Origin of the sequence: Mesorhizobium wenxiniae (genome assembly GCF_002284535.1) — a bacterium.
Classification (GTDB): Bacteria; Pseudomonadota; Alphaproteobacteria; order Rhizobiales; family Rhizobiaceae; genus Mesorhizobium; species Mesorhizobium wenxiniae.
In genome coordinates, this window is sequence record NZ_NPKH01000028.1 from 63,583 (window position 1) to 86,713 (window position 23,131).

Here is a 23,131-nt window from a genome sequence, read left to right on the forward strand (position 1 = left end):
AAAAACCAAGCATCTTTAGTTGCTGCACAATCTCTAGCCAGGATGGCAGCAATGTGCAACGCGCAATGACGTCACATTAAGGCGCATTTGGGAAAATGTTGGCCTTCGGCCCATACCCGCGCCCTGAGCGGCGTACGTCTTTAGGAAAGGACCCTTCGGCCTTTGCATCTGCGCATGATCTCTTCCGAAAAGCGATTCCACTTTTCGGGATCATGCGCTAAGCGTCTCGGCATGACAGATGCAAGCGAAATGCCAGCTTTGGCTACGGACTCTAGGGTTGCCGTGGTTATCGTCGCCGCCGGCCGCGGCGCGCGCGCCGGTCAGGCCGACGGCCCGAAGCAATACCAGAGGATCGGTGGCCATGCCGTTATCGCGCGCACATTGGATATTTTTTTGGCGCATCCGAGAATCGGTCCTGTCGTCGTCGCCATCCACGCCGACGACAGCGCGCTTTTTCGCAGCGCCGCCGGAGCCAACGCCGATCGAGTCATCACGGTGACCGGTGGCGCGTCCAGGCAGGACTCCGTCCGGCTCGGGCTGCTTGCGCTTAGAGGCCATGCACCGAGCCAGGTTCTGGTCCATGATGCCGTTCGCCCGTTCGTCGACGCCGAATTGATAGACCGTATCATCGCCGCTATCGGCGAGCGCCAGGGAGCGCTGCCTGCCTTACCCGTCGCCGACACGCTGAAACGTGAGTCGGCCGCCGGCATGATCGGCGAGACGGTTTCCAGGAACGGGCTTCATGCCGCCCAGACGCCGCAAGGCTTCCCGTTCTGGCCGATCCTGGCCGCCCACGAAAAGGCCCATCGCTTGGGCAAGACGGACTTCACCGACGATGCCGCGATTGCCGAATGGGCGCATATTCCGGTGAAAATCGTTCCGGGCTCGCCGGACAATGTCAAGCTCACCTGGGCAAGGGATATTTCGATGGCGGATCAGCGGCTTTCCGGCGAGCGGCTGCGTTTTCCGGACATCCGCACCGGCAATGGCTACGACGTCCATGCCTTCGAGCCCGGTGACCATGTCGTCCTGTGCGGCGTCTCCATCCCGCACGACAAGAAACTGGCCGGCCATTCGGACGCCGATGTCGGCCTGCACGCCTTGACCGACGCGCTGCTCGCCACCTGCGGCGCCGGCGACATCGGCACGCATTTCCCGCCGTCGGATCCGCAGTGGAAAGGCGTGGCCTCGCGGATCTTCGTCGAACATGCGGCAAGACTGGTGCGTGCGCGCGGCGGGCGCATCGCCAATGCCGACATCACGCTGATCTGCGAGGCGCCCCGGGTCGGCCCACATCGCGAAGCAATGACCGAAACCCTTTCGGAAATGCTGGCAATTTCCCGGGACCGTATTTCTATCAAGGCAACAACCAACGAAAAGCTCGGCTTTGTCGGACGCGAGGAAGGCATAGCGGCTATCGCGACCGCCAGCGTCGTGTTTCAGGGGGATGTCCCCGAATGAGCAACAGCGATCTCGCAGATGCCCTGCTTCAGGCCTGCCGACAGCGTGGCATCATGCTGGCGACGGCCGAAAGCTGCACAGGCGGCATGATCATCGCCGCCCTTACCGACATCGCCGGCTCTTCCACGGTGGTCGACCGGGGTTTCATCACCTATTCCAACCAGGCCAAAACTGAGATGCTCGGCGTTTCCGCCGCCATGCTTGAGACGCAGGGCGCGGTTTCGCGGGAAACCGCAGTCGAGATGGCGGCCGGCGCGTTGGCGCATTCGGGCGCCGGACTCACCCTTGCCGTTACCGGCATTGCCGGTCCGGGCGGCGGCTCGGCGGAAAAGCCCGTCGGCCTGGTCTGGTTCGGTATCGCCTTGACTGGCCGGCCGGTCGTCAGCGAATGTCAGTTGTTCGCCGACAAAGGCCGCGATTTCATCCGCCGGGAGACGGTCAGGCATGCGCTTGAACTGGGCTTGCGCGCACTCGCTGCGGATCAGGCTGCCGGCGTTGCGCCATAGATGACGTCGGCGCGCTTCTCGAACGCCTCGGAAAACATGCGGAAGGCGCGATCGAACATCGCTCCCATCACCGCACCCAGAATACGGCTCTTGAATTCGTAGTCGATGAAGAAGCAGACATTGCAACCGCCGTCGGCCGGCTCGAAACGCCAGGCGTTGCTCAGATATTTGAATGGACCGTCGATGTATTTGACGTCGATGGCCTTCTCGCCAGGTTTTAGCAGCACCTGCGTGGTGAAAGTCTCGCGGATCGCCTTGTAGCCGATGCTCATGTCGGCGACGAGCAGGGTGCGTCCGTCGCGTTCCTTGCGCGAGCGAACCGTCAGCGCCTCGCAAAGCGGCAGGAATTGCGGATAGGATTCGACATCGGCGACCAGAGCGAACATCTGTTCCGGCGTATGCGCAACGCGGCGGTGGGCTTCGAATTGTGGCATGAAACCAGTGTGTTAGGCGGACTTCCTGAGAAACGCTTCCCGTGCCGCGCGCAGCTTGGCGAAATCGTCGCCGGCGTGATGCGACGAACGCGTTAGCGGGCTCGATGCCACCAGCAGGAAGCCCTTGGTCTTGCCGATCGTCTCGAAGGACTTGAATTCCTCCGGCGTGACGAAACGGATCACAGGGTGGTGTTTCTTCGACGGCTGCAGATACTGGCCGATGGTCATGAAGTCGACATTGGCCGAACGCAGATCATCCATCAACTGCAGGATCTCGTTCCGCTCCTCGCCGAGGCCAACCATGATGCCGGATTTGGTGAAGATCGACGGGTCGAGTTCCTTGACCCGCTGCAGGAGCCTGATCGAATGAAAATAGCGGGCGCCGGGCCGGACCGTCAGATAGTTCGACGGTACGGTCTCCAGATTGTGGTTGAACACGTCCGGCTTCGCCGCCACCACGATCTCCAGCGCACCTTCCTTGCGCAGGAAGTCGGGCGTCAGGATTTCGATCGTCGTCGAAGGCGTTGCCGCCCTGATGGCGCGGATGACCTCGGCAAAGTGCTGAGCTCCGCCATCGGCGAGATCGTCGCGGTCGACTGAGGTGATGACGACATGGCTCAGACCCATTTGCTTGACCGCATGGGCGATGCGCGCCGGTTCATCGGGATCGAGCGCTGTCGGAATGCCGGTGGCGACGTTGCAGAAGGCACAGGCGCGCGTGCAGATCTCACCCATGATCATGAAGGTGGCGTGCTTCTTTTCCCAGCACTCACCGATATTGGGGCAACCGGCCTCTTCGCACACCGTCACCAGTCTGTGCGACTTCACGATTTCGCGCGTCTCGGCATAGCCTTTTGACATCGGCGCCTTGACGCGGATCCAGTCGGGCTTGCGCAGCACATCCTGGTCAGGCTTGTGCGCCTTTTCAGGATGCCTCAGGCGCGGCGCATTGGCGATCGTGTCGAGGACGGTGACCATCAGAAATCCAGTTCATTCGCGATTGCCTTCCGGCGGTCGCTTTCACAAGTCATCTAGGACTTTTCGCTGCAAAGAAAAAGGCCGCGGCGGCGCATGCCGCCACAGCCGTTTTCGCATGGCAAGAGTTCAGCAGCTAACGGCGCACCATGCGCCCTACCCAGATCAGCAGGCAGGCGCCGATGAAACCGGTGATCAGATAAGCGATCCAGCCAGCCCCGAAGACCCCGATGTTGAGCGCCTGCAGGATGGCATTCAGCACGATCGCGCCGACGATGCCAAGAATGATGTTCATCAAGATGCCCATGTTGCTTTTCATGAACATCTCGGCAAGCCACCCTGCCAAACCGCCGATGATGATGGCTGCGATCCAGCCCACGCCATTCACGTCCATATGCCCTCTCCTTGTGTGATGAATGCATCCGGAAACGAATTACCTTACCGTTGAGTTCCTTGGCTTTCACGTGTCGAGTCTCACTCGGCCAATTTATCACGCGTTCAGCGCGCGGCCATAGGCGTCGAGGACGCTTTCCTTCATCATCTCCGACAGCGTCGGATGCGGGAAGATGGTGTGCATCAGTTCTTCCTCGGTGGTCTCCAGGTTCATCGCCACGACAAAGCCCTGGATCAGCTCGGTCACTTCGGCGCCGACCATATGAGCACCGAGCAACTGGCCGGTCTTCTTGTCGAAGATGGTCTTGACGAAACCCTGGTCTTCGCCGAGCGCGATGGCTTTGCCGTTGGCGGCGAACTGAAAGCGGCCGACGCGGATGTCCTTGCCCTCCGCCTTCGCTTTCGCTTCGGTCAAGCCGACGGAGGCAACCTGCGGGTTGCAATAGGTGCAGCCCGGAATCTTCAGCTTGTCAGTGGCATGCACGCCGGGGAAATTGGCGATCTTCTCCACGCACACCACGCCTTCATGTTCGGCCTTGTGCGCGAGCATAGGCGGGCCGGCAACGTCGCCGATGGCATAGATTCCGGGCACATTGGTGTTGCCGTACCCGTCGACGACGACGCAGCCGCGTTCCGTCTTCACGCCGAGCGCTTCGAGGCCGAGATTCTCGATATTGCCCTGCACTCCGACGGCCGAGATCATCCGGTCGGCGGTGATCTTCTCAACCTTGCCGTCCTTCATCTCGACATGCGCGGTGACCGAGTTCGCACCCTTCTCGACCTTGGTCACCTTGGCCTCGAGGATGATCTTCATGCCTTGCTTCTCGAACTGCTTTTGCGCGAATTTCGAGACCTCGGCGTCCTCGACCGGCATTACCGCCGGCAACAACTCGACCACAGTCACCTCCGCGCCCATGGTGCGGTAGAATGAGGCGAACTCGATGCCGATTGCGCCCGAACCCATCACCAGCAGCGATTTAGGCATCTCCTTCGGGACCATCGCTTCGAAATAGGTCCAGATCAGCTTGCCGTCGGGCTCGATGCCGGGCAGCGCCCGCGGCCTGGCGCCGGTCGCCAGGATTATGTGCTTGGCGGTATAAGTGCCCTCACCCTTGAGGCCCTTGGGCGCCGGCGGCTGCGGCTCCATCGGCTTCTTCGACGAGTTCGACACGACGATCTCGCCCGGTTTATCGCCGGAAGCCGCCTTGGAGAGCCTGGCTTCGCCCCAGATGACGTCGACCTTATTCTTCTTCATCAGGAAGGCGACGCCGCCGTTGAGCCGCAGCGAGACCTTTCGCGAGCGGTCGACCACGGCAGCGGTATCGACGCTGACCTTGCCGTCGATCTTCAAGCCGTAGTCCTTCAGATGATCGGAATAGTGCATGATCTCGGCCGAACGCAGCAGCGCCTTGGTCGGGATGCAGCCCCAGTTGAGGCAGATGCCGCCGAGATGCTCACGCTCGACGATCGCCGTCTTGAAGCCAAGTTGGGCGGAACGCACCGCCGTGACGTAGCCGCCGGGGCCGGAGCCGATGATGATGACGTCGTAGTTCTCAGCCATTTTGTGGTCCTTATTGAAGCGAGGCTTCACCGAAAGAAGGCTTCGGGATCGAAATTGGCTCGCACCTCAGTATTGGAGGCGCGAAAGCTTGCTCGTGCATCAGTATCGAAAGGGAATCGGATACCCAGAGCCCCAGAAATGCGTAACCTGCAAGAAGCCGACTTCGACGGCCTTGCCAATGCACAGCCAACCAGAGGCCATGATCAGACTTGCATCGACTATCATGTCGCTAACATCACGCGCACCAGCGGTGCCACGCCTCGCCAATGTTGCGCGTGTTTTCCGCATCAAGATGGACGCCGTCGAGCGGCGTGGTCGTTGCCACCGTGCCGGCATCGAAAAAGCCGCAGCCGGCCTCGTCGGCAAGGGCGGAATATTGCGGCGCCAGCCGCTTCGAAGCTTCGTCGCCGCCGGCGAACATTTCCTTGAACTCAGCGTTGTCGGTACGGCTGACCGGGGGCGGCGCGACGAGCAGGATCTGCGGCGCCGGCCAGTCGAACGGGTAGTCGTGGCCGCGCACGATAGCGATCAGGCGCTGGATGCCTTGCTTGGCCGCCACCGGATTGCCGTGGATCCACGGCTTCATGTCGTTGGAGCCGAGCATGATGACGATCAGGTCGAGCGGCGCATGTGTCATCAGCACCGTCGGCAGCACTCTAGCGCCGTTACGGTCGGCGCCGGCCAGATGGTCGTCGAAAGCCGTTGTGCGGCCGTTCAAGCCTTCGGCAATGACCTGGATATCGCCTCCCAACGTCGCCTGCAGCACACTCGGCCAGCGGTCCTTGAGCGGGTGGCGATCCAGACTTGCCGCATCATAGCCCCAGGTCAGCGAGTCGCCGTAGCAAAGGACTGTTTTCATGCGTTTGCCCCCTCCTGCTGAAATCTGCCCGCGCGCGCCTCACCCGCCAGCGCACCAACAGCCATTGCACATGATCGTTGCGACGCCGGAAGGGCTGAAGGCAACAAGGCTGGTGAAGAATTTCTGCACCGCCTTCTTCCTTCTAGACCAGCATGCCCATCGGATTTTCGATCATGCGCTTGAAGGCGACGAGCAGTTCGGCGCCGAGCGCGCCGTCGACGGCGCGGTGATCGGTCGACAGCGTCACCGACATGATTGCCGCGATCTTGATCTCACCGTTCTTGACCACCGCGCGCTCCTCGCCGGCGCCGACCGCCAGGATCGTCGCATGCGGCGGGTTGATGACGGCGGCAAAGTCCTTGATGCCGAACATGCCGAGATTGGACACCGCCGTGGTGCCGCCCTGGTATTCCTCCGGTTTCAGCTTGCGGCTGCGGGCACGGCTGGCGAGATCCTTCATCTCGTTGGAGATGACCGACAGCGTTTTTTCATCGGCGCGCCGGATGATCGGCGTGATCAGCCCGCCAGGGATCGACACGGCGACACCGACATCGGCATGCTTGTGCTTGACCATGGCGCTCTCGGTCCATGACGCGTTGGCATCCGGCACCGCCATCAGCGCCATTGCCATCGCTTTGATGACCATGTCGTTGACCGATAGCTTGTAGGCCGGCGCCTCCCCCTTGTCGGTCTTCTTCATCGGGGCGGCCGCGTTGATCTGCGTGCGCAGGGCCAGAAGCGCGTCGAGCTCGCAGTCGAGCGTCAGGTAGAAATGCGGAATGGTGGTCGTGGCCTCGACCAGCCGGCGCGCAATGGTCTTGCGAATGTTGTCGTGCGGAACAAGCTCGTAGGAGCCTTCGGCAAACAGTTTTAGCACTTGGTCGTCCGACATTGGCTTGGCTGCCACTGCAGATGCCGGAGCGCCGGCAGGTTCCGCTTTCGCAGCCGGTGCCGCCTTGACGCCGCCGCTGGAAATCGCTGCGTCGACATCGGCCTTGACCACGCGGCCATGCGGGCCGGAGCCGGTGACCGCCGAGACATCGACACCGGCTTCCCGGGCGATGCGGCGGGCGAGCGGCGAGGCGAAGACACGCTCACCGCTTGCATGGCCGTTGGCGACCGGAGCCGCTTCCGCCTTGGGGGCAGGTGTGGCGGCAGGTTGCGGCTTCGACGCTTCGGGCTTTGGTGTTTCGGCTTTGGGGGCATCCGCTTTCGGAGCCTCGGCCTTTGCCGGCGCAGCGCCGTCACCGCTCTTCGCGGCAGCCGGCGCATCTTCGCCCTCAGCCGCGAGCACGGCGATCAGCGCGTTGACCTTGACGCCTTCGGTGCCGGCCGGAACCACCAGCTTGGCCACCGTGCCCTCATCGACGGCTTCAACTTCCATCGTCGCCTTGTCGGTCTCGATCTCGGCTATCACGTCGCCTGGCGAAACCTTGTCGCCCTCCTTGATCAGCCACTTGGCAAGATTGCCCTCTTCCATCGTGGGCGACAGGGCCGGCATGGTGATGTTGATCGGCATGTTTTCCTCCCGCCCTGCTCAGCGATATGTGACGGCTTTGACCGCCTCGACGACCTCGCCGACATTGGGCAGCGCCAGCTTTTCGAGGTTTGCCGCATAGGGCATCGGCACGTCTTTGCCGGCAATGGTGATGACCGGCGCGTCGAGGAAATCGAAGGCGCGCTGCGAGACTTGGTTGGCGATATGGTCGCCGACCGAGTTCTGCGGAAACCCTTCTTCCACCACCACCAGCCGGTTGGTCTTCCTGACCGAGGCGATGATGGTGTCGAAATCGAGCGGCCGGATGGTCCTGAGGTCGATGATCTCGGCATCGACGCCCATGCCGCGCAATTCGGCCTCGGCCTTGATCGCATAGGTCATGCCGATGCCGAAGGAGACGATGGTGACGTCCTTGCCCGGTTTGTGGATGCGCGCCTTGCCGATCGGCAGCACGAAATCGTCCATCTTCGGCACGTCGAACGACTGGCCGTAAAGGATTTCGTTCTCGAGGAAGATGGTCGGGTTCGGGTCGCGGATCGCGGCCTTAAGCAACCCCTTGGCGTCGGCGGCGGTGTAAGGCATCACCACTTTCAGGCCGGGAATGTGGCTGTACCAGGCGGCATAGCACTGCGAATGCTGGGCGGCGACACGAGCAGCCGCGCCGTTCGGCCCGCGGAAGACGATGGGCGCGCCCATCTGGCCGCCGGACATATAGAGCGTCTTGGCGGCGGAATTGATGATTTGGTCGATCGCCTGCATAGCGAAGTTGAAGGTCATGAACTCGACGATCGGTTTCAGGCCGGCCATCGCCGCGCCGACGCCGACGCCGGCAAAACCGTGCTCGGTGATCGGCGTGTCGACGACGCGCCGCGGCCCGAATTCCTGCAGTAGCCCTTGCGTGATCTTGTAAGCGCCCTGGTACTCGGCGACCTCCTCGCCCATCACGAAGACGTCGCCGTCTCGACGCATCTCCTCGGCCATCGCGTCACGCAGCGCCTCGCGCACAGTGGTCGAGACCATTGCCGTGCCGGCCGGGATGTCAGGATCGGCGGCGGCCTTCATGGCGGGGGCAGCGGGAACGGACGCCTTCGGCGCCTCGCCGGCATCCTGCGGCGCGGACTTCGAGCCTTCCTCGGCTGCGTCGTTGCGCTGCCCGCCGTCTGAAATCGCATCCTGGGTGGAAGCCGGTGCAGCCTTGGCATCCTTGCCGATATCGGCGGCGCTCTCGCCGTCCTGCAGCAGCACCGCTATCGGCGTGTTGACCTTCACGCCTTCGGTGCCCTCGGCGACCAGGATCTTGCCGAGCGTGCCTTCGTCGACCGCTTCGACTTCCATCGTCGCCTTGTCGGTCTCGATCTCGGCAATGACGTCACCGGCGGCGACCTTGTCGCCCTCGTTCTTCAACCATTTGGAAACATTGCCCTCTTCCATGGTCGGCGAGAGTGCGGGCATGAGAATTTCGATCGGCATGTCCTTGCCCTCTCGTTACAATACGATGTCGGTCCAGAGCTCGGACGGATCCGGCTCTGCGTCGTTCTGGGCAAATTCGGCGGCGTCGGCGACAATGTCGCGGACCTCCTTGTCGACGGCCTTGAGCTCGTCCTCATCAGCCCACTTCTTGTCGAGCAGGCGCGCCTTGACCTGCTCGATCGGGTCACGCTCGGAGCGCATCTTCTGCACTTCTTCCTTGGAGCGGTACTTTGCCGGATCGGACATCGAGTGGCCGCGATAGCGGTAGGTCTGCATTTCGAGAATCAGCGGCCCCTTGCCGGCGCGGCACCATTCAGTTGCGAGATCGCCGGCTGCCTTGACCGCGCGGACGTCCATGCCGTCGACCTGGATACCGGGGATCTTGAAGGAGGCGCCGCGCTGCGAAAAATCCGTCTCGGCCGACGAACGCGATACCGAGGTGCCCATGGCATAGCGGTTGTTCTCGATGATGTAGATCACCGGCAGCTTCCACAGCGAGGCCATGTTGAAGCTTTCATAGACCTGGCCCTGGTTGGCGGCGCCGTCGCCGAAATATGTCAGCGTTACATTGTTGTTGCCTCGATAGCGATTGGCGAAGGCGAGGCCGGTGCCGAGCGAAACCTGCGCGCCGACAATGCCGTGGCCGCCGTAAAAATGCTTTTCCTTGGAGAACATGTGCATGGAGCCGCCCTTGCCCCTGGACAAGCCGCCGCGGCGGCCGGTCAACTCGGCCATGACGCCGCGCGGCGACAGTTCCATAGCCAGCATGTGACCATGGTCGCGGTAGGCGGTGATCATCTGATCGCCATCGACCAGCGCCATCTTCATGCCGGTGACAACTGCTTCCTGGCCGATATAGAGATGGCAGAAGCCGCCGATGAAGCCCATGCCGTAGAGCTGGCCGGCCTTTTCCTCGAAGCGGCGGATAAGCAGCATGCGCCGGTAGGCGTCAAGCTCCTCGTCTTTGGTGAAGTCGACAGGTTTGGGGGCCGAAACCCCCGCCGATTTGCCGTCGGATCTGGATTTGGATTTGGCAGGCGCTTTTCTGGCGGCGGTGGCCATGCATCACTCCCTGTTGGCGTCTCTTGCGGACACTGAGGGAGATCAGTTCTCCCCACCGATTTGGGGAGGCTAACACGCGGGAACGCGTTTCGCCATGCTGAAAAATGCATGGCTGACATGCATCTAAGCGATTAAAATCATTGAAAATATCGTCGATTAACTTGAATTTGGTTATCTTGCCGTAGCTGGCATCATGATGGTGATTTCGTCGACATGGGACATATTGAGCGCCTTGCGCGCCTGCTCGTCGAGCATGTCCTTCTCCAGCGTGCCCTGATGCATCAGCTGAACGCGCCGCTGCAGGTCGACCCGGCGCGCCTTGACGGCATCGAGCTCACTTTGCAGATCGACGGCTTCGGCTTCCAACCGATACTTGGAATAGACGCCGAATTCGCCATGATAGGCGTGGAATCCGAAATAGGCCAGGAATGCCACGCAGAGCGAGGGAATGATCAGCCGACCGGTGTTTCTCTGCTTGTGCTGTCGTGTCCACATGATCCAAATCCCTTAGAGCGCCGCGCGTCGGCTTGGACGCGCAAAGGACGCTCTAACACTCTGCGACCTAGCCCCTTTCTCGCCCGATTGTGCTTAATGGACGGTTACGGATGACCGGATTTGGCGGTGTTGAAACAAAAAGGGCGAGGAATGCCCCCGCCCTTTCATTCCGGATATCTTCTGTGGGCTCAGCCTTTCACGATCGACTTGCCGGCGTAGAGCGCCTGCTTGCCAAGCTCTTCCTCGATGCGGATAAGCTGGTTGTACTTGGCCATGCGATCCGAGCGCGACAGAGAGCCCGTCTTGATCTGCCCGCAATTGGTGGCGACGGCGAGATCGGCGATGGTCGAATCTTCGGTTTCGCCCGAGCGGTGCGACATTACCGCGGTGTAGCCGGCCTTGTGCGCGGTCTCGACGGCGTCGAGCGTTTCGGTCAATGAGCCGATCTGGTTGACCTTGACCAGGATAGAATTGGCGACGCCCATGCGGATGCCGTCGCGCAGCCGCGCCGTATTGGTGACGAACAGATCGTCGCCGACCAGCTGGGTCTTCTTGCCGATGAGGTCGGTCAGCGTTTTCCAGCCGTTCCAGTCGTCCTCCGCCAGCCCATCCTCGATCGTGATGATCGGATAATCCGCCGCAAGCTTGGCCAGATATTTGGCCTGGGTCTTCGGATCGCGGGTCTTCTTCTCGCCTTCGTAGACGTAGTTGCCGTCCTTGAAGAATTCGGTCGCGGCGCAATCGAGGCCCAGCGCAACCTCTTCGCCCGGCTTGAAGCCAGCCATCTCGATCGATTCCATGATGAAATCGAGCGCGGCGGGCGCGCTTTTCAAGTTAGGAGCGAAGCCGCCCTCGTCACCTACATTGGTGTTGTGGCCGGCGCCCTTCAGCTTCTTGCTCAACGTATGGAAGATTTCCGAGCCCCAGCGCACGCCGTCACGCAGTGTCGGCGCACCGATCGGCAGGATCATGAATTCCTGGAAATCGATCGGGTTGTCGGCATGGGCGCCACCGTTGATGATGTTCATCATCGGCACCGGAAGCACGTGCGCCTTGGTGCCGCCGACATAGCGGTAGAGCGGCAGGCCGGCCGCTTCCGCCGCAGCCTTGGCGACAGCCAGAGAGACACCGAGGATGGCATTGGCGCCGAGCCGGCTCTTGTTGGGCGTGCCGTCGAGCTCGATCATCGTCTGGTCGATGTGGATCTGGTTCTCGGCTTCCATGCCGCCGATCGCCTCGAACAGCTCGCCATTGACGGCCTCTACCGCCTGCAGGACGCCCTTGCCGAGGTAGCGGGCGCCGCCGTCGCGCAGTTCGACCGCCTCATGCGCGCCGGTCGAGGCGCCGGAGGGCACCGCAGCGCGGCCCATCGAGCCGTCTTCGAGCACGACGTCGACCTCGACGGTCGGGTTTCCGCGGCTGTCCAGGATTTCACGCCCGACAATGTCGATGATGGCAGTCATTGCGATGTCCCCGATTGATCTGACGAAGCGTCGCGCACCTCTTAGCCAAAGCGCTGCAAAACGCAATCGGGCCTCCGCAAATATCGGCGCCGCACCGGCCCCGCCGATTCACGAAGCGCAAACCGCTGTCATCATATGTCATATACGACACGGCGGTTTCTGGTTTATGGCTGTAAACTGCGCGGGGCGAAACAGGAGGAGTTTCGCCATGTCCCAGTTGAGCGGTATCGTGAGTTTGTTCCTGATCGCGGCTGCGTTCCTGACGTCGTGCGACAATCAGAACCCGCCGCAGGGATCGGTGCCATTGCCGGTCCTGCAAATTGCGGAGTAGCATTCAGCCCACACAGGAAGGCCCCCGGTTGAGCCGGGGGCCTTTTGATTCCGTGAGACCTTATTAGTCAGTGCCAGTAAGGCTCGACCTTGTAGTAGCTGTATGAGGCGTCACGCGCGGCCTCGCCGTCGGCGCCCGTCAATTCGTTGATCGAATAGGCGGGAGCAGCCTTCAGTTGCTCCTTCGTGAACGGCACAACGTAGCCGCCCTTGATCTCGTCGTAGTCGAGGCTCGCCCATGGAATCGCGTGGTACTTCTCGCCGATGCCGAGAAATCCGCCAAAGCCGATCACGGCAAACATGATTCCATTCGACAATTTGTCGAGCATGACATCCTCGATGTCGCCGATGTGCGTGCCTTCCGTGTTGTAGACGGATGTGCCGATGACCCGCGAGGCAGCGATGGCTTCAGTGTGTCCTGTCTGGGTTGTCATGATGTGCTCCTTTTGTCGTTCACTTCAGGTTTGACAATGAGGAGAGGCTGCGAAGGTTCCCGACTTTTATGAATGCGGGCATACGTGCAGGGCTGATCACTCAGCCAGGATAAAGGTGACCTTCATGTTGACCCGATAGGCGGAGATCTTGCCGTCCTCGACGACGACCTTCTGGTCCTGGATCCAGGCGCCTTCGACGTTCTTTAGGTTTTTGCGGCGCGCGCAATCCCCAGCTCGATGGCGTCCTGAAAGCTCTTATTCGACGATGACGTGATTTCGGTGACGCGGGCGACGGACATGGCTTCCTCCTCCAAGGCACTCGGTTGCCTGGGCAGCGTACAACCGGCACCTGTTGACCACAAGTTTAGGGATCGGGATTTAGGGCCGGCCCCCCTAACTTGCTCAGCCCTTGGCGACGCGATCGAATTCCATCAGCCTTTCGAGCAGCGCCCGAAGGTCCTTCAGCGGCACCATGTTGGGACCATCGGAGGGGGCGTTGTCGGGATCCTGATGCGTCTCTATGAAGACGCCGGCGACACCGACCGCAACCGCGGCGCGCGCCAGCGTCTCGACGAAGCGCCGATCGCCACCCGAGGAGCCGCCCTGGCCGCCCGGCTGCTGCACCGAATGCGTGGCGTCGAAGATAACCGGCGCGCCGATCTCGGCCATGATCGGCAGGGCGCGCATATCGGACACCAGCGTGTTGTAGCCGAAGGACGCGCCGCGCTCGGTGACCAGCACGTTGGCGTTGCCGGAACCGGTGATCTTGGCGACGACGTTCTTCATATCCCACGGCGCGAGGAACTGGCCCTTCTTCACGTTGACGACCTTGCCGGTTCTTGCCGCCGCGATCAGCAGATCGGTCTGGCGGCTGAGAAAAGCCGGAATCTGCAGGATATCGACATGCGGCGCCACAAGCCCGCACTGTTCCTCGGTGTGGATATCGGTCAGGATCGGCAGCGAAAACGCCTTGCGCAAATCGTCGAAGACGGGCAGCGCCGCATCGAGCCCGGCGCCGCGCGTGCCGCCAAGCGAGGTGCGGTTGGCCTTATCGTAACTGGTCTTGTAGACGAGGCCCAGCCCCAGCTTCTCAGTCAGTTCCTTCAGCGCGCCGGCCATGTCGAAGGCGTGCTGGCGCGATTCAAGCTGGCACGGGCCGGCAATCAGCGATAGCGGCGCGGTGTTGCCGAAGACGACATTGCCGACGGTTACAAATGAATTGGGCTTGCTCATGCGATCTCCCGGAAGATGAAGGCCGCACCCTGCCCGGGTGCCGGCCGCACGACAATATCATCGCCGCGTATGTCGTGTTCGACGGAACTGGCTGCAAGCAGCCTGGCGACCGTGTCGGCGAAACGAACTGAAAAGACGATCGCCGCGAAGCGGAGTTCCGATGGCGCGCCGGCAGGCATGCCGAAGCGCGTTTCGAAAGCGACGGGGTCAAGCAGGGTCAAGGTCGCGTTCGGCAGGTCAAATGCGGTGCTGCTCCCCTGCCCGGTCGCCGGACTGCGCGTCGCGATCGAAATCAATCGGCGCTGTTCGGATGGCTCGTTGCTGACCGCCACGACTTCGACAATGCCGGTTGCGCCATTGGCGCGAACCTGCAACGCGCCGCGGTCCACTTTCGGCGCAGTGATCCGCTCGCAGGCAAACAGGAATGCGTCCGTCGCCCCGGTGCCGGAGGCGAAGGCCAGTTTGAACGATGCCGTGTCGCTGTTTCCCGCCGCGTCGGTGAAGGCGCGCGAAAAGCTCAGCTTGTCTCCGGCCGACAGGCCGGCTTCGATGTAGCGCGCGTGATCGGCATCCGCATTTTCGGTGCCCAGGACAAGGGCAGAAAATCCCTCACTGCCGCAGCTGTCGCGATAGGCGCGATCGCGCGCGACGAAGACGTTGCCGTCGGCGACCGCTTTCGCCGCCGCTTGCGCATTGCCCACTGCCAGCGGCTCGAGATAGGTGCCATCTTCAAGGAAGACGCAGCAGTTTTCCGTGCCGAAAGGATGGATGCCGCTCGGCGCCACGACAAAGCCAAGCGAAACCAGCCGCGCCCGCGCCACGTCGAGCCTCGCGGTCGGCAGCACAAGATGGTCAAGCGGACAAGCGCCGGGCGGATAAGCGCCTGGCGAATGAGGGTCTGGCGAATGAGGGCGTGCTGGCATCGTCTCGATCATGCCGGCGCGGTGTGCATCATTCCGGAAGTTGGTTCAAGAGCCCTCGCCTGACACGCAGGGATTTCATAGCGGCAGCGGTCGTCGCGATGGCTGTTCTTGGCCATGCTGGTCTGGACGCGCCAAAGCGGCCGAGCGCTGATCCGACCGAACCAACCGCCGCAGACGGGGGCGCTCCTGCTTCGGTCAGTTTCACTTCAAGTCGCAGCCACAACATCCGCGGAATAGCGCAATTCGCGCAGCGGTTTGACCTGGCTGGTCGTCTCGGCATAGAGCGGATGCGCCTTGTAGGCGGCCAGAGCGGCGTCATCCTCGAACTCGGCATAAACGACCACGTCGATCTCGTCCGAAAGCGGGTCGACCTTGGTGTTGAGCGTCACCTCGAACCGACGGGAATGGGGGATGTTGCGCAGCGCCAGCAAGCCCGTCCGTACGGCCTCGACATCCTCTTTGTGCCGTGCGCTGAAGAAAACGATATGCCGGATCAACCCCAGCCTCCTCGATCGATGTGCAAGCGTGTTTTGTGTGGGCGACACGATCGCGTCAACCGGCAACGATGTCGCGGCAACAACGCGTTGGGCGGGGGGAGGAAACTACATCATACTGGTGATGTAGCGCACGATGCGCGTTATCTCCCTGACCGTGGTGTCGAGATAACTGCCCTGATTGTAGAGTCCGTCCCAGATCAGGAAGAACGTGACGGCGCAGATGACGATGACATAACGCATGGCTAAAACTACTGCATCCGGGTGGCTGCAACCATAGTGATTCCGGCGTTGACCAGCGCACTCCCCCAAAATCTATCCATTGCTCCGTGTTCGCTTGCCTTGGCTCTTGAAGTTCCCTTTGATGGCATGAAAGATTGCTGCGGGGATTCATCGGGAAGCGGCGTTCGCGCCCTGCCGAATGAACTGCGAGAGAGTGTGGAAACCGGCGACTTTGCGCCGGCGCCGCAGAAGTCCCGGGGGGCGTGACATGGCTCACAAGGAAGACACCAGCGTTGCGTCGGGCGACGCGGTCAAATTGGACGAATTCAATTTCTCCGAGACCGTCAAAGGCCTGCCGGCCAAGGCGCGGATGGTGCTGTCGGCGGCGATGAACCTGCCGCGTGGCTCGCTCAAGGTGAGGATGCCGGACGGCCGCGCCGTCCTCGTTGGCGGCAAGGGCCCGGGTCCAGACGCCGAACTGGTGCTCAAGAACTGGCGCTTGCCAGGCCGTGCCTTCACCGGCGGCACCATCGGCATCGCCGAATCCTACATCGACGGCGATTGGGACAGCCCCGATGTGACCAGTTTCCTGGAACTGTTCGTAGTCAATTCAGAAATCGGAGAGCGCATCGCCGGCGGCGCCAGCTGGCTGATCAACGCCGTCCAGCGTGTCCGCCACTGGTTGAACCAAAACACCCGCACCGGCTCGAAGCGCAACATTTCGGCCCATTACGATCTCGGCAACGCCTTTTACAAGGAATGGCTGGATCCGAGCATGACCTATTCGTCGGCGCTCTTTGCGGCTGGCGCCAACGATCTGGAAAGCGCGCAAGCCGCCAAATATCGCGCGCTGGCCAAGGACACGGGCATCGGCGCGAACGACCACGTGCTTGAAATCGGTTGCGGCTGGGGCGGCTTTGCCGAATTCGCGGCGCGCGAGATCGGCTGCCGCGTCACCGGGCTGACGATCAGCCGCGAGCAGCATGATTTCGCCAGAGCACGCGTCCAGAAGGCTGGATTTGCCGACAAGGTCGACATCAAGCTGCAGGACTACCGCGACGAAACCGGTTCCTACGACCGCATCGCTTCGATCGAGATGTTCGAGGCGGTCGGCGAAAAGTACTGGCCTGTGTTTTTCGGCAAGATGAAGGATTGCCTGCGGCCTGGCGGCACCGCCGGCCTGCAGATCATCACCATCAACGAGAAAGCCTACGATACCTATCGCGCCCGGCCGGATTTCATCCAGCGTTACGTTTTCCCGGGCGGCATGCTGCCGACGCCGTCGATCCTCAAAACGCTCGGCAAAGACCATGGCCTTGCTCATCTGCGAGAGCGCATTTTCCCGGACGACTATGCCCGCACGCTCGCCGAATGGCGCCACCGCTTTTGGGAGTCATGGGAAAAGATCGTCCCGCTCGGTTTCGACGACCGCTTCAAGAAGCTCTGGGAGTTTTACCTGCATTATTGCGAAGCCGGCTTCCGCGCCAGCTATATCGATGTCCGCCAGGTGGTTTACAGGGCTTAGGGCAACCGCCGACGGATTGATCGTGCCCTGGCTGATGAGGTAGCACAATCATCTCGCAGTTGGTGTCCGGCGCGTTGCAGATGATCTTCGAGGTGTTGATCTCCGGGAAATTGCCGCCACCGCTGGCGCGGTAGCTGTTGGTGGCGTCGACCAATTTCCGTATGGAATCAACTTGTTCTCCGTCGAACATCAAGTCGATGATGCGGTTCGAGCCGGCTCCTGTTCAACGACGTGCCAGCCTTCAACAGCGTGCCAAGTCCTGCCCGAAGCAGAGCTTCGCGCTTGAATCCGGTCGAGTCCATAAGGAACAGATGACGTGCGGATGAATATACGCGGGCAGAGACGTCAGTTCCTGTCGTCGTCGCCTTGGGTGATCAGCCGCGCGCTGCGCTGACCTGTCACGTAAATCCACAGCCAGCTCAGCGAAACCGCAAGCCGGTTACGGAATCCGATCAGGAAATAGATGTGCGCCAGGCCCCACAGCCACCAGGCCAGCCGGCCGGTGAGCTTGATCCAGCCGAAATCGATCGCGGCGGCGCGCTTGCCGATCGTCGCCAGATCGCCGTCATGCTTGTAGCGGAAAGGCCGCGGGGTTGCGTCGCCGGCAAGCCGGGCCTTGATCGTCGCGGCGACATGCCGGCCCTGCTGCTTGGCGGCAGGTGCTACCCCGGGCACCATGCGGCCATCCGGCCGCAGGACGTGTGCAGCGTCACCGACGACGAAAATCTCCGGGCTGCCCGGCACAGTCAGGTCGGGCTCGACCAGCACCCGGCCCGCGCGGTCCGCTGCCGCCCCCAGCCATTCGGCGGCCGGCGAAGCGGCGACGCCTGCTGCCCACAGGATAGTCCTGGCCGGCAGGTGCGTTTCGCCGAAGACGACACCCTCGGCGTCACAGCGTGTCACGGGCCGACCGAGTTCGACCGTCACCCCGAGCCGCTCGAGTGCCTTGCTGGCATAGTCGGAGAGTTCTTGCGCGAAATTGGGAAGGATGCGGTCACCGGCCTCAATCAGCACCACACGCGTCTGCCGCGTATCGATGTTGCGGAACTCACCGCGCAGCATGTCGTGCGCCAGTTCGACAATGGTGCCGGCCAGCTCCACGCCGGTCGGTCCGCCACCGACGATCGCCAGCGTCAGCAGCGCTTGGCGCTTGGCGGGATCGGTCTCCCGCTCGGCCTGCTCGAAGGCGAGCAGAATGCGCCGTCGAATGGTGGTGGCGTCCTCCAGCGTTTTCAGGCCTGGCGCGAAAGGCTCCCATTCGTCATGGCCGAAATAGGCGTGGCGGGCGCCGGTGGCCAGCAGCAGCGTGTCGTAGGCGACCGCGCCGCCATCATCGAGCAGCACACGTTTGCCGGCGCGGTCCACACCGCTGACGGTGGCGAGCAGCGTCGTCACATCCTTGCGCTTGCGCAGGAGATGACGGATCGGCCAGGCCACTTCCGAGGTCGCCAGCGCCGTGGTCGCCACCTGGTAGAGCAGCGGCTGGAAGAGATGGTGGTTGCGCTTGTCGATCATGGTGATGCGCACCGGTGCATCGTCAAGCGCGCGGGTGAATTCGAGCCCGCCAAAACCCGCCCCGACGACGACGACATGATGGCTGGATTCGTTCATCTCATTCACTCCGGGGAGAGCAGGTTGGCCGGGAGAGCAGGTTGGCCGGGAGAGCAGGCTTGAGAGCAATTCACCAAGGCTGATGTAGATACTTTTGTGCACCGCAACAACATCCGACTTGCTGACTGCCCGCCGTAAGATGTCGCGAATGTACATGCTCTATCCTGCCCGCGAGTATAATTTCATTGAAACTGACGACAGGAGTGGAGTTTGAATAGCGATCATGACGACTGTCCGGGTCAATATTCCTCGCCGCCTTGCTTCATGCATGAGCTCGACCCGGAATTCCGGACGCCCCTATCCGATTGGACCGACGTGAAACGATGGCGCAAGGCCGAGCGCGAGCGGCTGATTGCGGCGCGCCTCGCTGTTTCGGCTGACGCGCGGGCGGCAATGTCGCAGCGCATCGGCGAAAGCCTCGACACGTTGATCGGCGACATCGCCGGCCGCATGGTCAGCCTCTACTGGCCGTTCCGGGGCGAGCCGGATCTGCGCCCATGGATGGCTTCCGTCAATGAGCGCGGCGGCCGGACCGCACTGCCTGTTGTCGTCGAGAAAGGCCAGCCTCTTGTCTTTCGCGCTTACGCACCGGGCGACCGGCTGGAGAAGGGCGTCTGGAACATTCCGATCCCTGCTGAAGGCGACCCGGTGCTGCCCGAGGTCGTCATTTCACCGATCGTCGGCATCGATCCGAGACAGTACCGGCTGGGCTATGGCGGTGGCTTCTTCGACCGCACACTGGCGGCGATGCCGTTCAAGCCGCTGGTCATCGGTGTCGGCTACGAACTGCAGCGCATCGCTACCATCTACCCGCAGCCGCATGACATCCCGATGGACCGGGTGGTGACGGAGGCGTTCAAGGCCTAGGCCAGTTCCGGCTTCATCCCCACCGCCGTCCGGTCGACGATCTCGCGCAAGGCGAAGGATGAATTGATCTTCGTCACATGCGGCATCGCCGACAGCCATTCCTTATGGATGCGCTCATAGTCGACGAGGTCTTTTGCCGCGATGCGCAGGATATAATCGTATTCGCCCGACATCAGGTGGCAGGACAGGACATTCGGGCAGCGCTTTATCGCCGCCTCGAAATCCGACAGCGTCTTCTCGAATTGCCCCGACAGCGATATATGCACGATCGCCGTCATCTGGTGGCCAAGAGCGGCATTGGAAAGCCGGGCGTGATAGCCGCGGATGGTTCCGGATTTCTCCAGGTTGTCCAGTCGCCGCGAGCAGGCCGACTGCGACAGGCCGACTTTCTCGGCAAGCGCCGCGTTGGGTATCCGTCCATCCTTCTGCAACGTTTCGAGAATGGCGATATCGATCCTGTCGAGCGGCATTTTTCGGGATTCCTGCGACAATCCAGCCATTTTGCGCAACGATTATCGAGCCCTGCCCTTCTGCGCAAGCGCATTCGCAAACACTTACGGGACGATTCGTGGTTCACTATCTCTAAACAGGGAACGTGCCTCAAAAGGGCCGGATCAGGAGGAGAAGAAGATGCGCGTCGGCTGCCCCCGGGAAATCAAGAACCACGAATACCGCGTCGGCCTGACGCCGGGCTCGGTCCGCGAATATGTCGCGCATGGCCACGAAGTGCTGGTCGAGACCGGCGCCGGCGCCGGCATCGGCGCCGACGACAACGCCTATCGCGCAGCCGGCGCCACCATCGCCAAGACGGCCGCCGACGTGTTTGCCAAGTCCGACATGATCGTCAAGGTCAAGGAGCCGCAACCCGACGAATGGGTTCAGCTCCGTGACGGCCAGATCCTCTACACCTATCTCCATCTCGCGCCGGATCCGGAGCAGACCAAGGGCCTGCTGGCCTCGGGCGTGACCGCCATCGCCTACGAGACCGTCACCGACGACCGCGGCGGGCTGCCGCTGCTTGCGCCGATGTCGGAAGTCGCCGGCCGCCTGTCGATCCAGGCCGGCGCCACCGCGCTGCAGAAGGCCAATGGCGGTCGCGGCGTGCTGCTCGGCGGCGTGCCCGGCGTGCTGCCCGGCAAGGTCACTGTGCTCGGCGGCGGCGTCGTCGGTCTGCATACCGCCCGGATGGCGGTCGGCCTTGGCGCCGACGTCACCATCATCGACCGCTCGATCCCGCGCCTGCGCCAGCTCGACGACATCTTTGGCGGCCGCGTCCACACCCGCTACTCGACTGTCGAGGCGCTGGAAGAGGAATGTTTTTCGGCCGACATTGTCGTCGGCGCCGTGCTGATTCCAGGTGCCGCCGCGCCGAAGCTCGTTTCCCGCGAGATGCTGTCGGGCATGAAGAAAGGTTCGGTGCTGGTCGACGTCGCCATCGACCAAGGCGGCTGCTTCGAGACCTCGTACGCCACAACTCATGCCGTGCCGACCTATGAGGTCGACGGCGTCATTCACTATTGCGTCGCTAATATGCCGGGTGCAGTGCCGGTTACTTCGGCCCACGCGCTCAATAACGCAACGCTGCATTACGGCCTGCAGCTCGCCGACAAGGGCCTGAAGGCGCTGATCGACGATCCTCATTTGCGCAACGGCCTGAATGTCCATAAGGGCAAGATCACCAACCGCGCGGTGGCCGAAGCACTCGGCTATGAGTTGGTCGAGCCGAAGGCCGTTCTCGCCGCCTGAACCCGCCGCTCAATCCTCTCCCGACCCAGCCGCCGACGCCCTCGGCGGCTCTTTTTTCACAAGCAAATTTCACGGTTTGCGATTAGCTGAGCGGCATTGCCCGTCTTGCTTGCAATGTGTCTTTCCTGTGGCTTTTCTGTTACAGCCGCCGGCATGGGCAGGTGCTAGACGGCTGGTGGGTTTTTCAAAAAGGTAGGGGCAATGACCAGCAAACGATTAGCAAAATCTCTTCTTCTTGGCGCAGTTTCCGTCCTCGCGCTCGGATCGGTTGCTCATGCCGCCGACGCGGTTGTGCCGGTCGTCGAGACGTCGGCCTTCAACTGGAGTGGCATCTATGTCGGATTTGGCGTTGGCGCCGGCGCCAATGTCCACGAGCTCAGCAGCGATCTGGTTCCTGGCTTCTCGTTCAACGGCATTGGTGGTGAAGGCGTATACGGTGAACTGACCGTTGGGTACGACTATATGGTGTCGCCGCGCTTCCTGATCGGCGGACTTCTGGATGCCCATGCCGGCAACATTGAAACCACGCTCGATGTTGCTGGTTTCGATGCTTCGGTCCGCGAGACCTACGGTTTCGACGCTGGTTTGCGGCTTGGTTACCTCCTCACGCCAAACACTTTGGGCTATGTGCTCGGCGGCTATTCCTGGCAAAAATACAAGTTCGACACGAACGCTGGTTTTGATTTCGATTGGGACCAGAGCGGCTACTTCGTCGGAGCTGGCGTTGAAACGGCCATCAACAGTAACTGGACCATCAAGTCAGAATATCGCTATACCCGCTTCGGTACTGAAAACATTCTTTCCGAGTTCGATATACCGGACGGCGTCCTCGACACGGATACGTCGCGGCATACGTTCCAGGTTGCGGCCAACTATCGCTTTGGCGCCCAAAATGGTGGCGTCGCCTCTTTTGAGGCTCCTGCCTATAATTGGACCGGCTTCTACGTCGGCGGCGCCGCCGGCGCGGGTGCGTCGGTGCATCAGATCGACGTTCCGCCGGCTGGCGACCTCGAGTTCAACGGGATCGGTGGCGAAGGCGTGTTCGGCGAATTGAACGTCGGCTACGACCATGATTTCGGCAGCTGGGTCGCAGGCGTCATGGTGGATGCCCGCTACTCCGGCATGACTTCGGAGTTGGAAGTTCCGGGCGGATCGATCAATCTGGATACAGATTACGGTTTCGATGTACTTGCCCGTGTCGGTATGAAAGCCAACGAATCAACCCTCGCCTACGTGCTCGGTGGTTACAGCTGGCAGCACTTCGATCTGAACGCGTCTTCACCCATCGGCGATATCCTCGATTGGGACTCCAGCGGCTTCTCGGTGGGTGGTGGTCTGGAAACGGCCATGTCCAGCAACGTGACCGTCGGCCTCGAGTACCGCTATTCGCAGTTCTCCGAGAAGGATTTTTCGTCGGATCTTGGGCTGCCGGACGATACTCTCACCTCCACGCCTTCGTTCCATACCGTCCGCATCGGTGCGAAGTACAAGTTCAACTAGAACCGCCCAAATAACAGTCAAAGCCCGCCGGTCATTCCGGCGGGCTTTTTCTTTGGGCGGAAGAAATGC

The 23,131-nt window shown here is 61.8% G+C and carries 23 protein-coding genes and 2 pseudogenes; 7 read left to right on the plus strand and 18 right to left on the minus strand.

The genetic code is table 11. From position 1 onward, the window contains the following. Nucleotides 1-231 precede the first annotated feature (231 nt). On the plus strand, nucleotides 232-1,461 hold the full coding sequence (locus tag CIT31_RS23635; RefSeq protein ID WP_095520611.1) for a bifunctional 2-C-methyl-D-erythritol 4-phosphate cytidylyltransferase/2-C-methyl-D-erythritol 2,4-cyclodiphosphate synthase: 1,230 nt from the start codon (nucleotides 232-234) through the stop codon (nucleotides 1,459-1,461). Continuing rightward, nucleotides 1,458-1,967 carry a CinA family protein gene (locus CIT31_RS23640; protein ID WP_095520612.1) on the plus strand — a complete coding sequence of 170 codons (510 nt, stop codon included), beginning with the start codon at nucleotides 1,458-1,460 and terminating at the stop codon, nucleotides 1,965-1,967. The genes CIT31_RS23635 and CIT31_RS23640 overlap by 4 nt, the downstream gene beginning before the upstream one ends. On the opposite strand, the gene CIT31_RS23645 is transcribed toward CIT31_RS23640, so the two are convergent. The 10 genes and pseudogenes from CIT31_RS23645 to eno all read right to left on the minus strand — a co-directional run bounded on the left by CIT31_RS23645 (nucleotide 1,943) and on the right by eno (nucleotide 12,177). After that, the gene (locus CIT31_RS23645; protein WP_095520613.1) at nucleotides 1,943-2,401 is read right to left on the minus strand and encodes a type II toxin-antitoxin system RatA family toxin; all 459 of its coding nucleotides are present in this window, start codon (nucleotides 2,399-2,401) and stop codon (nucleotides 1,943-1,945) included. The genes CIT31_RS23640 and CIT31_RS23645 overlap by 25 nt on opposite strands. A 12-nt stretch (nucleotides 2,402-2,413) precedes the next feature. Beyond that, nucleotides 2,414-3,379, minus strand: coding sequence for a lipoyl synthase (lipA, locus tag CIT31_RS23650; RefSeq protein ID WP_029352336.1), 966 nt, complete (start codon nucleotides 3,377-3,379; stop codon nucleotides 2,414-2,416). Between the two features lie 133 nt (nucleotides 3,380-3,512). Then, entirely contained in the window at nucleotides 3,513-3,770 is a 258-nt protein-coding gene (locus CIT31_RS23655; RefSeq protein ID WP_095520614.1) for a GlsB/YeaQ/YmgE family stress response membrane protein, read from the minus strand. A gap of 96 nt (nucleotides 3,771-3,866) precedes the next feature. Then, complete coding sequence (gene lpdA, locus CIT31_RS23660) at nucleotides 3,867-5,330, minus strand: dihydrolipoyl dehydrogenase (protein ID WP_095520658.1); 1,464 nt, start codon at nucleotides 5,328-5,330, stop codon at nucleotides 3,867-3,869. 221 nt (nucleotides 5,331-5,551) lie between these two features. Further along, nucleotides 5,552-6,189: pseudogene (locus CIT31_RS23665) on the minus strand (SGNH/GDSL hydrolase family protein). 142 nt (nucleotides 6,190-6,331) lie between these two features. Further along, nucleotides 6,332-7,708, minus strand: a complete 1,377-nt coding sequence (locus CIT31_RS23670; protein WP_095520615.1) for a pyruvate dehydrogenase complex dihydrolipoamide acetyltransferase — start codon at nucleotides 7,706-7,708, stop codon at nucleotides 6,332-6,334. Between the two features lie 18 nt (nucleotides 7,709-7,726). Then, entirely contained in the window at nucleotides 7,727-9,157 is a 1,431-nt protein-coding gene (locus tag CIT31_RS23675) for a pyruvate dehydrogenase complex E1 component subunit beta (RefSeq protein WP_095520616.1), read from the minus strand. Between the two features lie 15 nt (nucleotides 9,158-9,172). After that, nucleotides 9,173-10,219, minus strand: coding sequence for a pyruvate dehydrogenase (acetyl-transferring) E1 component subunit alpha (pdhA, locus tag CIT31_RS23680; RefSeq protein WP_029352320.1), 1,047 nt, complete (start codon nucleotides 10,217-10,219; stop codon nucleotides 9,173-9,175). A gap of 171 nt (nucleotides 10,220-10,390) precedes the next feature. Continuing rightward, nucleotides 10,391-10,714 (minus strand): FtsB family cell division protein, encoded by a 324-nt coding sequence (locus CIT31_RS23685; protein ID WP_095520617.1) that lies wholly within the window; start codon nucleotides 10,712-10,714, stop codon nucleotides 10,391-10,393. Nucleotides 10,715-10,902: 188 nt separating this feature from the next. Continuing rightward, nucleotides 10,903-12,177 (minus strand): phosphopyruvate hydratase, encoded by a 1,275-nt coding sequence (eno, locus tag CIT31_RS23690; RefSeq protein WP_095520618.1) that lies wholly within the window; start codon nucleotides 12,175-12,177, stop codon nucleotides 10,903-10,905. 208 nt (nucleotides 12,178-12,385) lie between these two features. Here eno and CIT31_RS35770 point away from each other — a divergent pair, with 208 nt between their 5' ends. Continuing rightward, entirely contained in the window at nucleotides 12,386-12,508 is a 123-nt protein-coding gene (locus tag CIT31_RS35770) for a hypothetical protein (RefSeq protein ID WP_280950357.1), read from the plus strand. A gap of 67 nt (nucleotides 12,509-12,575) precedes the next feature. On the opposite strand, the gene CIT31_RS23700 is transcribed toward CIT31_RS35770, so the two are convergent. From CIT31_RS23700 to CIT31_RS35775, 6 genes and pseudogenes are all read right to left on the minus strand, one after another. After that, complete coding sequence (locus CIT31_RS23700; RefSeq protein ID WP_095520620.1) at nucleotides 12,576-12,941, minus strand: PRC-barrel domain-containing protein; 366 nt, start codon at nucleotides 12,939-12,941, stop codon at nucleotides 12,576-12,578. Between the two features lie 96 nt (nucleotides 12,942-13,037). After that, nucleotides 13,038-13,240 (minus strand): annotated as a pseudogene (locus CIT31_RS23705) (dodecin family protein). A gap of 103 nt (nucleotides 13,241-13,343) precedes the next feature. After that, the gene (gene kdsA, locus CIT31_RS23710) at nucleotides 13,344-14,174 is read right to left on the minus strand and encodes a 3-deoxy-8-phosphooctulonate synthase (protein ID WP_095520621.1); all 831 of its coding nucleotides are present in this window, start codon (nucleotides 14,172-14,174) and stop codon (nucleotides 13,344-13,346) included. Next, complete coding sequence (locus CIT31_RS23715; protein WP_095520659.1) at nucleotides 14,171-15,097, minus strand: VOC family protein; 927 nt, start codon at nucleotides 15,095-15,097, stop codon at nucleotides 14,171-14,173. Before CIT31_RS23715 ends, kdsA begins: the two co-directional genes overlap by 4 nt. 206 nt (nucleotides 15,098-15,303) lie before the next feature. Further along, on the minus strand, nucleotides 15,304-15,594 hold the full coding sequence (locus tag CIT31_RS23720) for a Dabb family protein (RefSeq protein ID WP_095520622.1): 291 nt from the start codon (nucleotides 15,592-15,594) through the stop codon (nucleotides 15,304-15,306). 105 nt (nucleotides 15,595-15,699) lie between these two features. Then, nucleotides 15,700-15,834, minus strand: a complete 135-nt coding sequence (locus CIT31_RS35775; RefSeq protein WP_274609392.1) for a hypothetical protein — start codon at nucleotides 15,832-15,834, stop codon at nucleotides 15,700-15,702. A 247-nt stretch (nucleotides 15,835-16,081) separates the two neighbouring features. On the opposite strand from CIT31_RS35775, the gene CIT31_RS23725 reads away from it, so the two are divergent. Next, nucleotides 16,082-17,338 (plus strand): SAM-dependent methyltransferase, encoded by a 1,257-nt coding sequence (locus CIT31_RS23725; protein WP_095520623.1) that lies wholly within the window; start codon nucleotides 16,082-16,084, stop codon nucleotides 17,336-17,338. Between the two features lie 345 nt (nucleotides 17,339-17,683). On the opposite strand, the gene CIT31_RS23735 is transcribed toward CIT31_RS23725, so the two are convergent. Then, complete coding sequence (locus CIT31_RS23735) at nucleotides 17,684-18,949, minus strand: NAD(P)/FAD-dependent oxidoreductase (protein WP_095520624.1); 1,266 nt, start codon at nucleotides 18,947-18,949, stop codon at nucleotides 17,684-17,686. Between the two features lie 264 nt (nucleotides 18,950-19,213). Between CIT31_RS23735 and CIT31_RS23740 the strand changes: the two genes are divergently transcribed. Then, a complete protein-coding gene (locus CIT31_RS23740; RefSeq protein ID WP_095520625.1) occupies nucleotides 19,214-19,816 on the plus strand; it encodes a 5-formyltetrahydrofolate cyclo-ligase in 603 nt (200 codons plus the stop codon). On the opposite strand, the gene CIT31_RS23745 is transcribed toward CIT31_RS23740, so the two are convergent. Continuing rightward, entirely contained in the window at nucleotides 19,813-20,286 is a 474-nt protein-coding gene (locus tag CIT31_RS23745; protein WP_023675099.1) for an Lrp/AsnC family transcriptional regulator, read from the minus strand. The two genes, CIT31_RS23740 and CIT31_RS23745, sit on opposite strands and share 4 nt — an antisense overlap. A gap of 160 nt (nucleotides 20,287-20,446) precedes the next feature. Here CIT31_RS23745 and ald point away from each other — a divergent pair, with 160 nt between their 5' ends. After that, the gene (gene ald, locus CIT31_RS23750) at nucleotides 20,447-21,562 is read left to right on the plus strand and encodes an alanine dehydrogenase (RefSeq protein WP_095520626.1); all 1,116 of its coding nucleotides are present in this window, start codon (nucleotides 20,447-20,449) and stop codon (nucleotides 21,560-21,562) included. Between the two features lie 201 nt (nucleotides 21,563-21,763). Then, on the plus strand, nucleotides 21,764-23,062 hold the full coding sequence (locus CIT31_RS23755; RefSeq protein ID WP_095520627.1) for an outer membrane protein: 1,299 nt from the start codon (nucleotides 21,764-21,766) through the stop codon (nucleotides 23,060-23,062). Nucleotides 23,063-23,131: the final 69 nt, after the last annotated feature.

What these genes read in the sequence shown, in the direction of transcription:
- CIT31_RS35775 (WP_274609392.1), bottom strand. Translation starts at nt 15,834, where the DNA reads ATGCGTTATGTCATCGTCATCTGCGCCGTCACGTTCTTCCTGATCTGG.
- CIT31_RS23640 (WP_095520612.1), top strand. Translation starts at nt 1,458, where the DNA reads ATGAGCAACAGCGATCTCGCAGATGCCCTGCTTCAGGCCTGCCGACAG.
- CIT31_RS23735 (WP_095520624.1), bottom strand. Translation starts at nt 18,949, where the DNA reads ATGAACGAATCCAGCCATCATGTCGTCGTCGTCGGGGCGGGTTTTGGC.
- CIT31_RS23725 (WP_095520623.1), top strand. Translation starts at nt 16,082, where the DNA reads ATGGCTCACAAGGAAGACACCAGCGTTGCGTCGGGCGACGCGGTCAAA.
- eno (WP_095520618.1), bottom strand. Translation starts at nt 12,177, where the DNA reads ATGACTGCCATCATCGACATTGTCGGGCGTGAAATCCTGGACAGCCGC.
- CIT31_RS23645 (WP_095520613.1), bottom strand. Translation starts at nt 2,401, where the DNA reads ATGCCACAATTCGAAGCCCACCGCCGCGTTGCGCATACGCCGGAACAG.
- CIT31_RS23715 (WP_095520659.1), bottom strand. Translation starts at nt 15,097, where the DNA reads ATGCCAGCACGCCCTCATTCGCCAGACCCTCATTCGCCAGGCGCTTAT.
- lipA (WP_029352336.1), bottom strand. Translation starts at nt 3,379, where the DNA reads ATGGTCACCGTCCTCGACACGATCGCCAATGCGCCGCGCCTGAGGCAT.
- CIT31_RS23745 (WP_023675099.1), bottom strand. Translation starts at nt 20,286, where the DNA reads ATGCCGCTCGACAGGATCGATATCGCCATTCTCGAAACGTTGCAGAAG.
- CIT31_RS23700 (WP_095520620.1), bottom strand. Translation starts at nt 12,941, where the DNA reads ATGACAACCCAGACAGGACACACTGAAGCCATCGCTGCCTCGCGGGTC.
- kdsA (WP_095520621.1), bottom strand. Translation starts at nt 14,174, where the DNA reads ATGAGCAAGCCCAATTCATTTGTAACCGTCGGCAATGTCGTCTTCGGC.
- CIT31_RS35770 (WP_280950357.1), top strand. Translation starts at nt 12,386, where the DNA reads ATGTCCCAGTTGAGCGGTATCGTGAGTTTGTTCCTGATCGCGGCTGCG.
- pdhA (WP_029352320.1), bottom strand. Translation starts at nt 10,219, where the DNA reads ATGGCCACCGCCGCCAGAAAAGCGCCTGCCAAATCCAAATCCAGATCC.
- CIT31_RS23740 (WP_095520625.1), top strand. Translation starts at nt 19,214, where the DNA reads ATGCATGAGCTCGACCCGGAATTCCGGACGCCCCTATCCGATTGGACC.
- CIT31_RS23670 (WP_095520615.1), bottom strand. Translation starts at nt 7,708, where the DNA reads ATGCCGATCAACATCACCATGCCGGCCCTGTCGCCCACGATGGAAGAG.
- CIT31_RS23655 (WP_095520614.1), bottom strand. Translation starts at nt 3,770, where the DNA reads ATGGACGTGAATGGCGTGGGCTGGATCGCAGCCATCATCATCGGCGGT.
- CIT31_RS23675 (WP_095520616.1), bottom strand. Translation starts at nt 9,157, where the DNA reads ATGCCGATCGAAATTCTCATGCCCGCACTCTCGCCGACCATGGAAGAG.
- lpdA (WP_095520658.1), bottom strand. Translation starts at nt 5,330, where the DNA reads ATGGCTGAGAACTACGACGTCATCATCATCGGCTCCGGCCCCGGCGGC.
- CIT31_RS23685 (WP_095520617.1), bottom strand. Translation starts at nt 10,714, where the DNA reads ATGTGGACACGACAGCACAAGCAGAGAAACACCGGTCGGCTGATCATT.
- ald (WP_095520626.1), top strand. Translation starts at nt 20,447, where the DNA reads ATGCGCGTCGGCTGCCCCCGGGAAATCAAGAACCACGAATACCGCGTC.
- CIT31_RS23755 (WP_095520627.1), top strand. Translation starts at nt 21,764, where the DNA reads ATGACCAGCAAACGATTAGCAAAATCTCTTCTTCTTGGCGCAGTTTCC.
- CIT31_RS23635 (WP_095520611.1), top strand. Translation starts at nt 232, where the DNA reads ATGACAGATGCAAGCGAAATGCCAGCTTTGGCTACGGACTCTAGGGTT.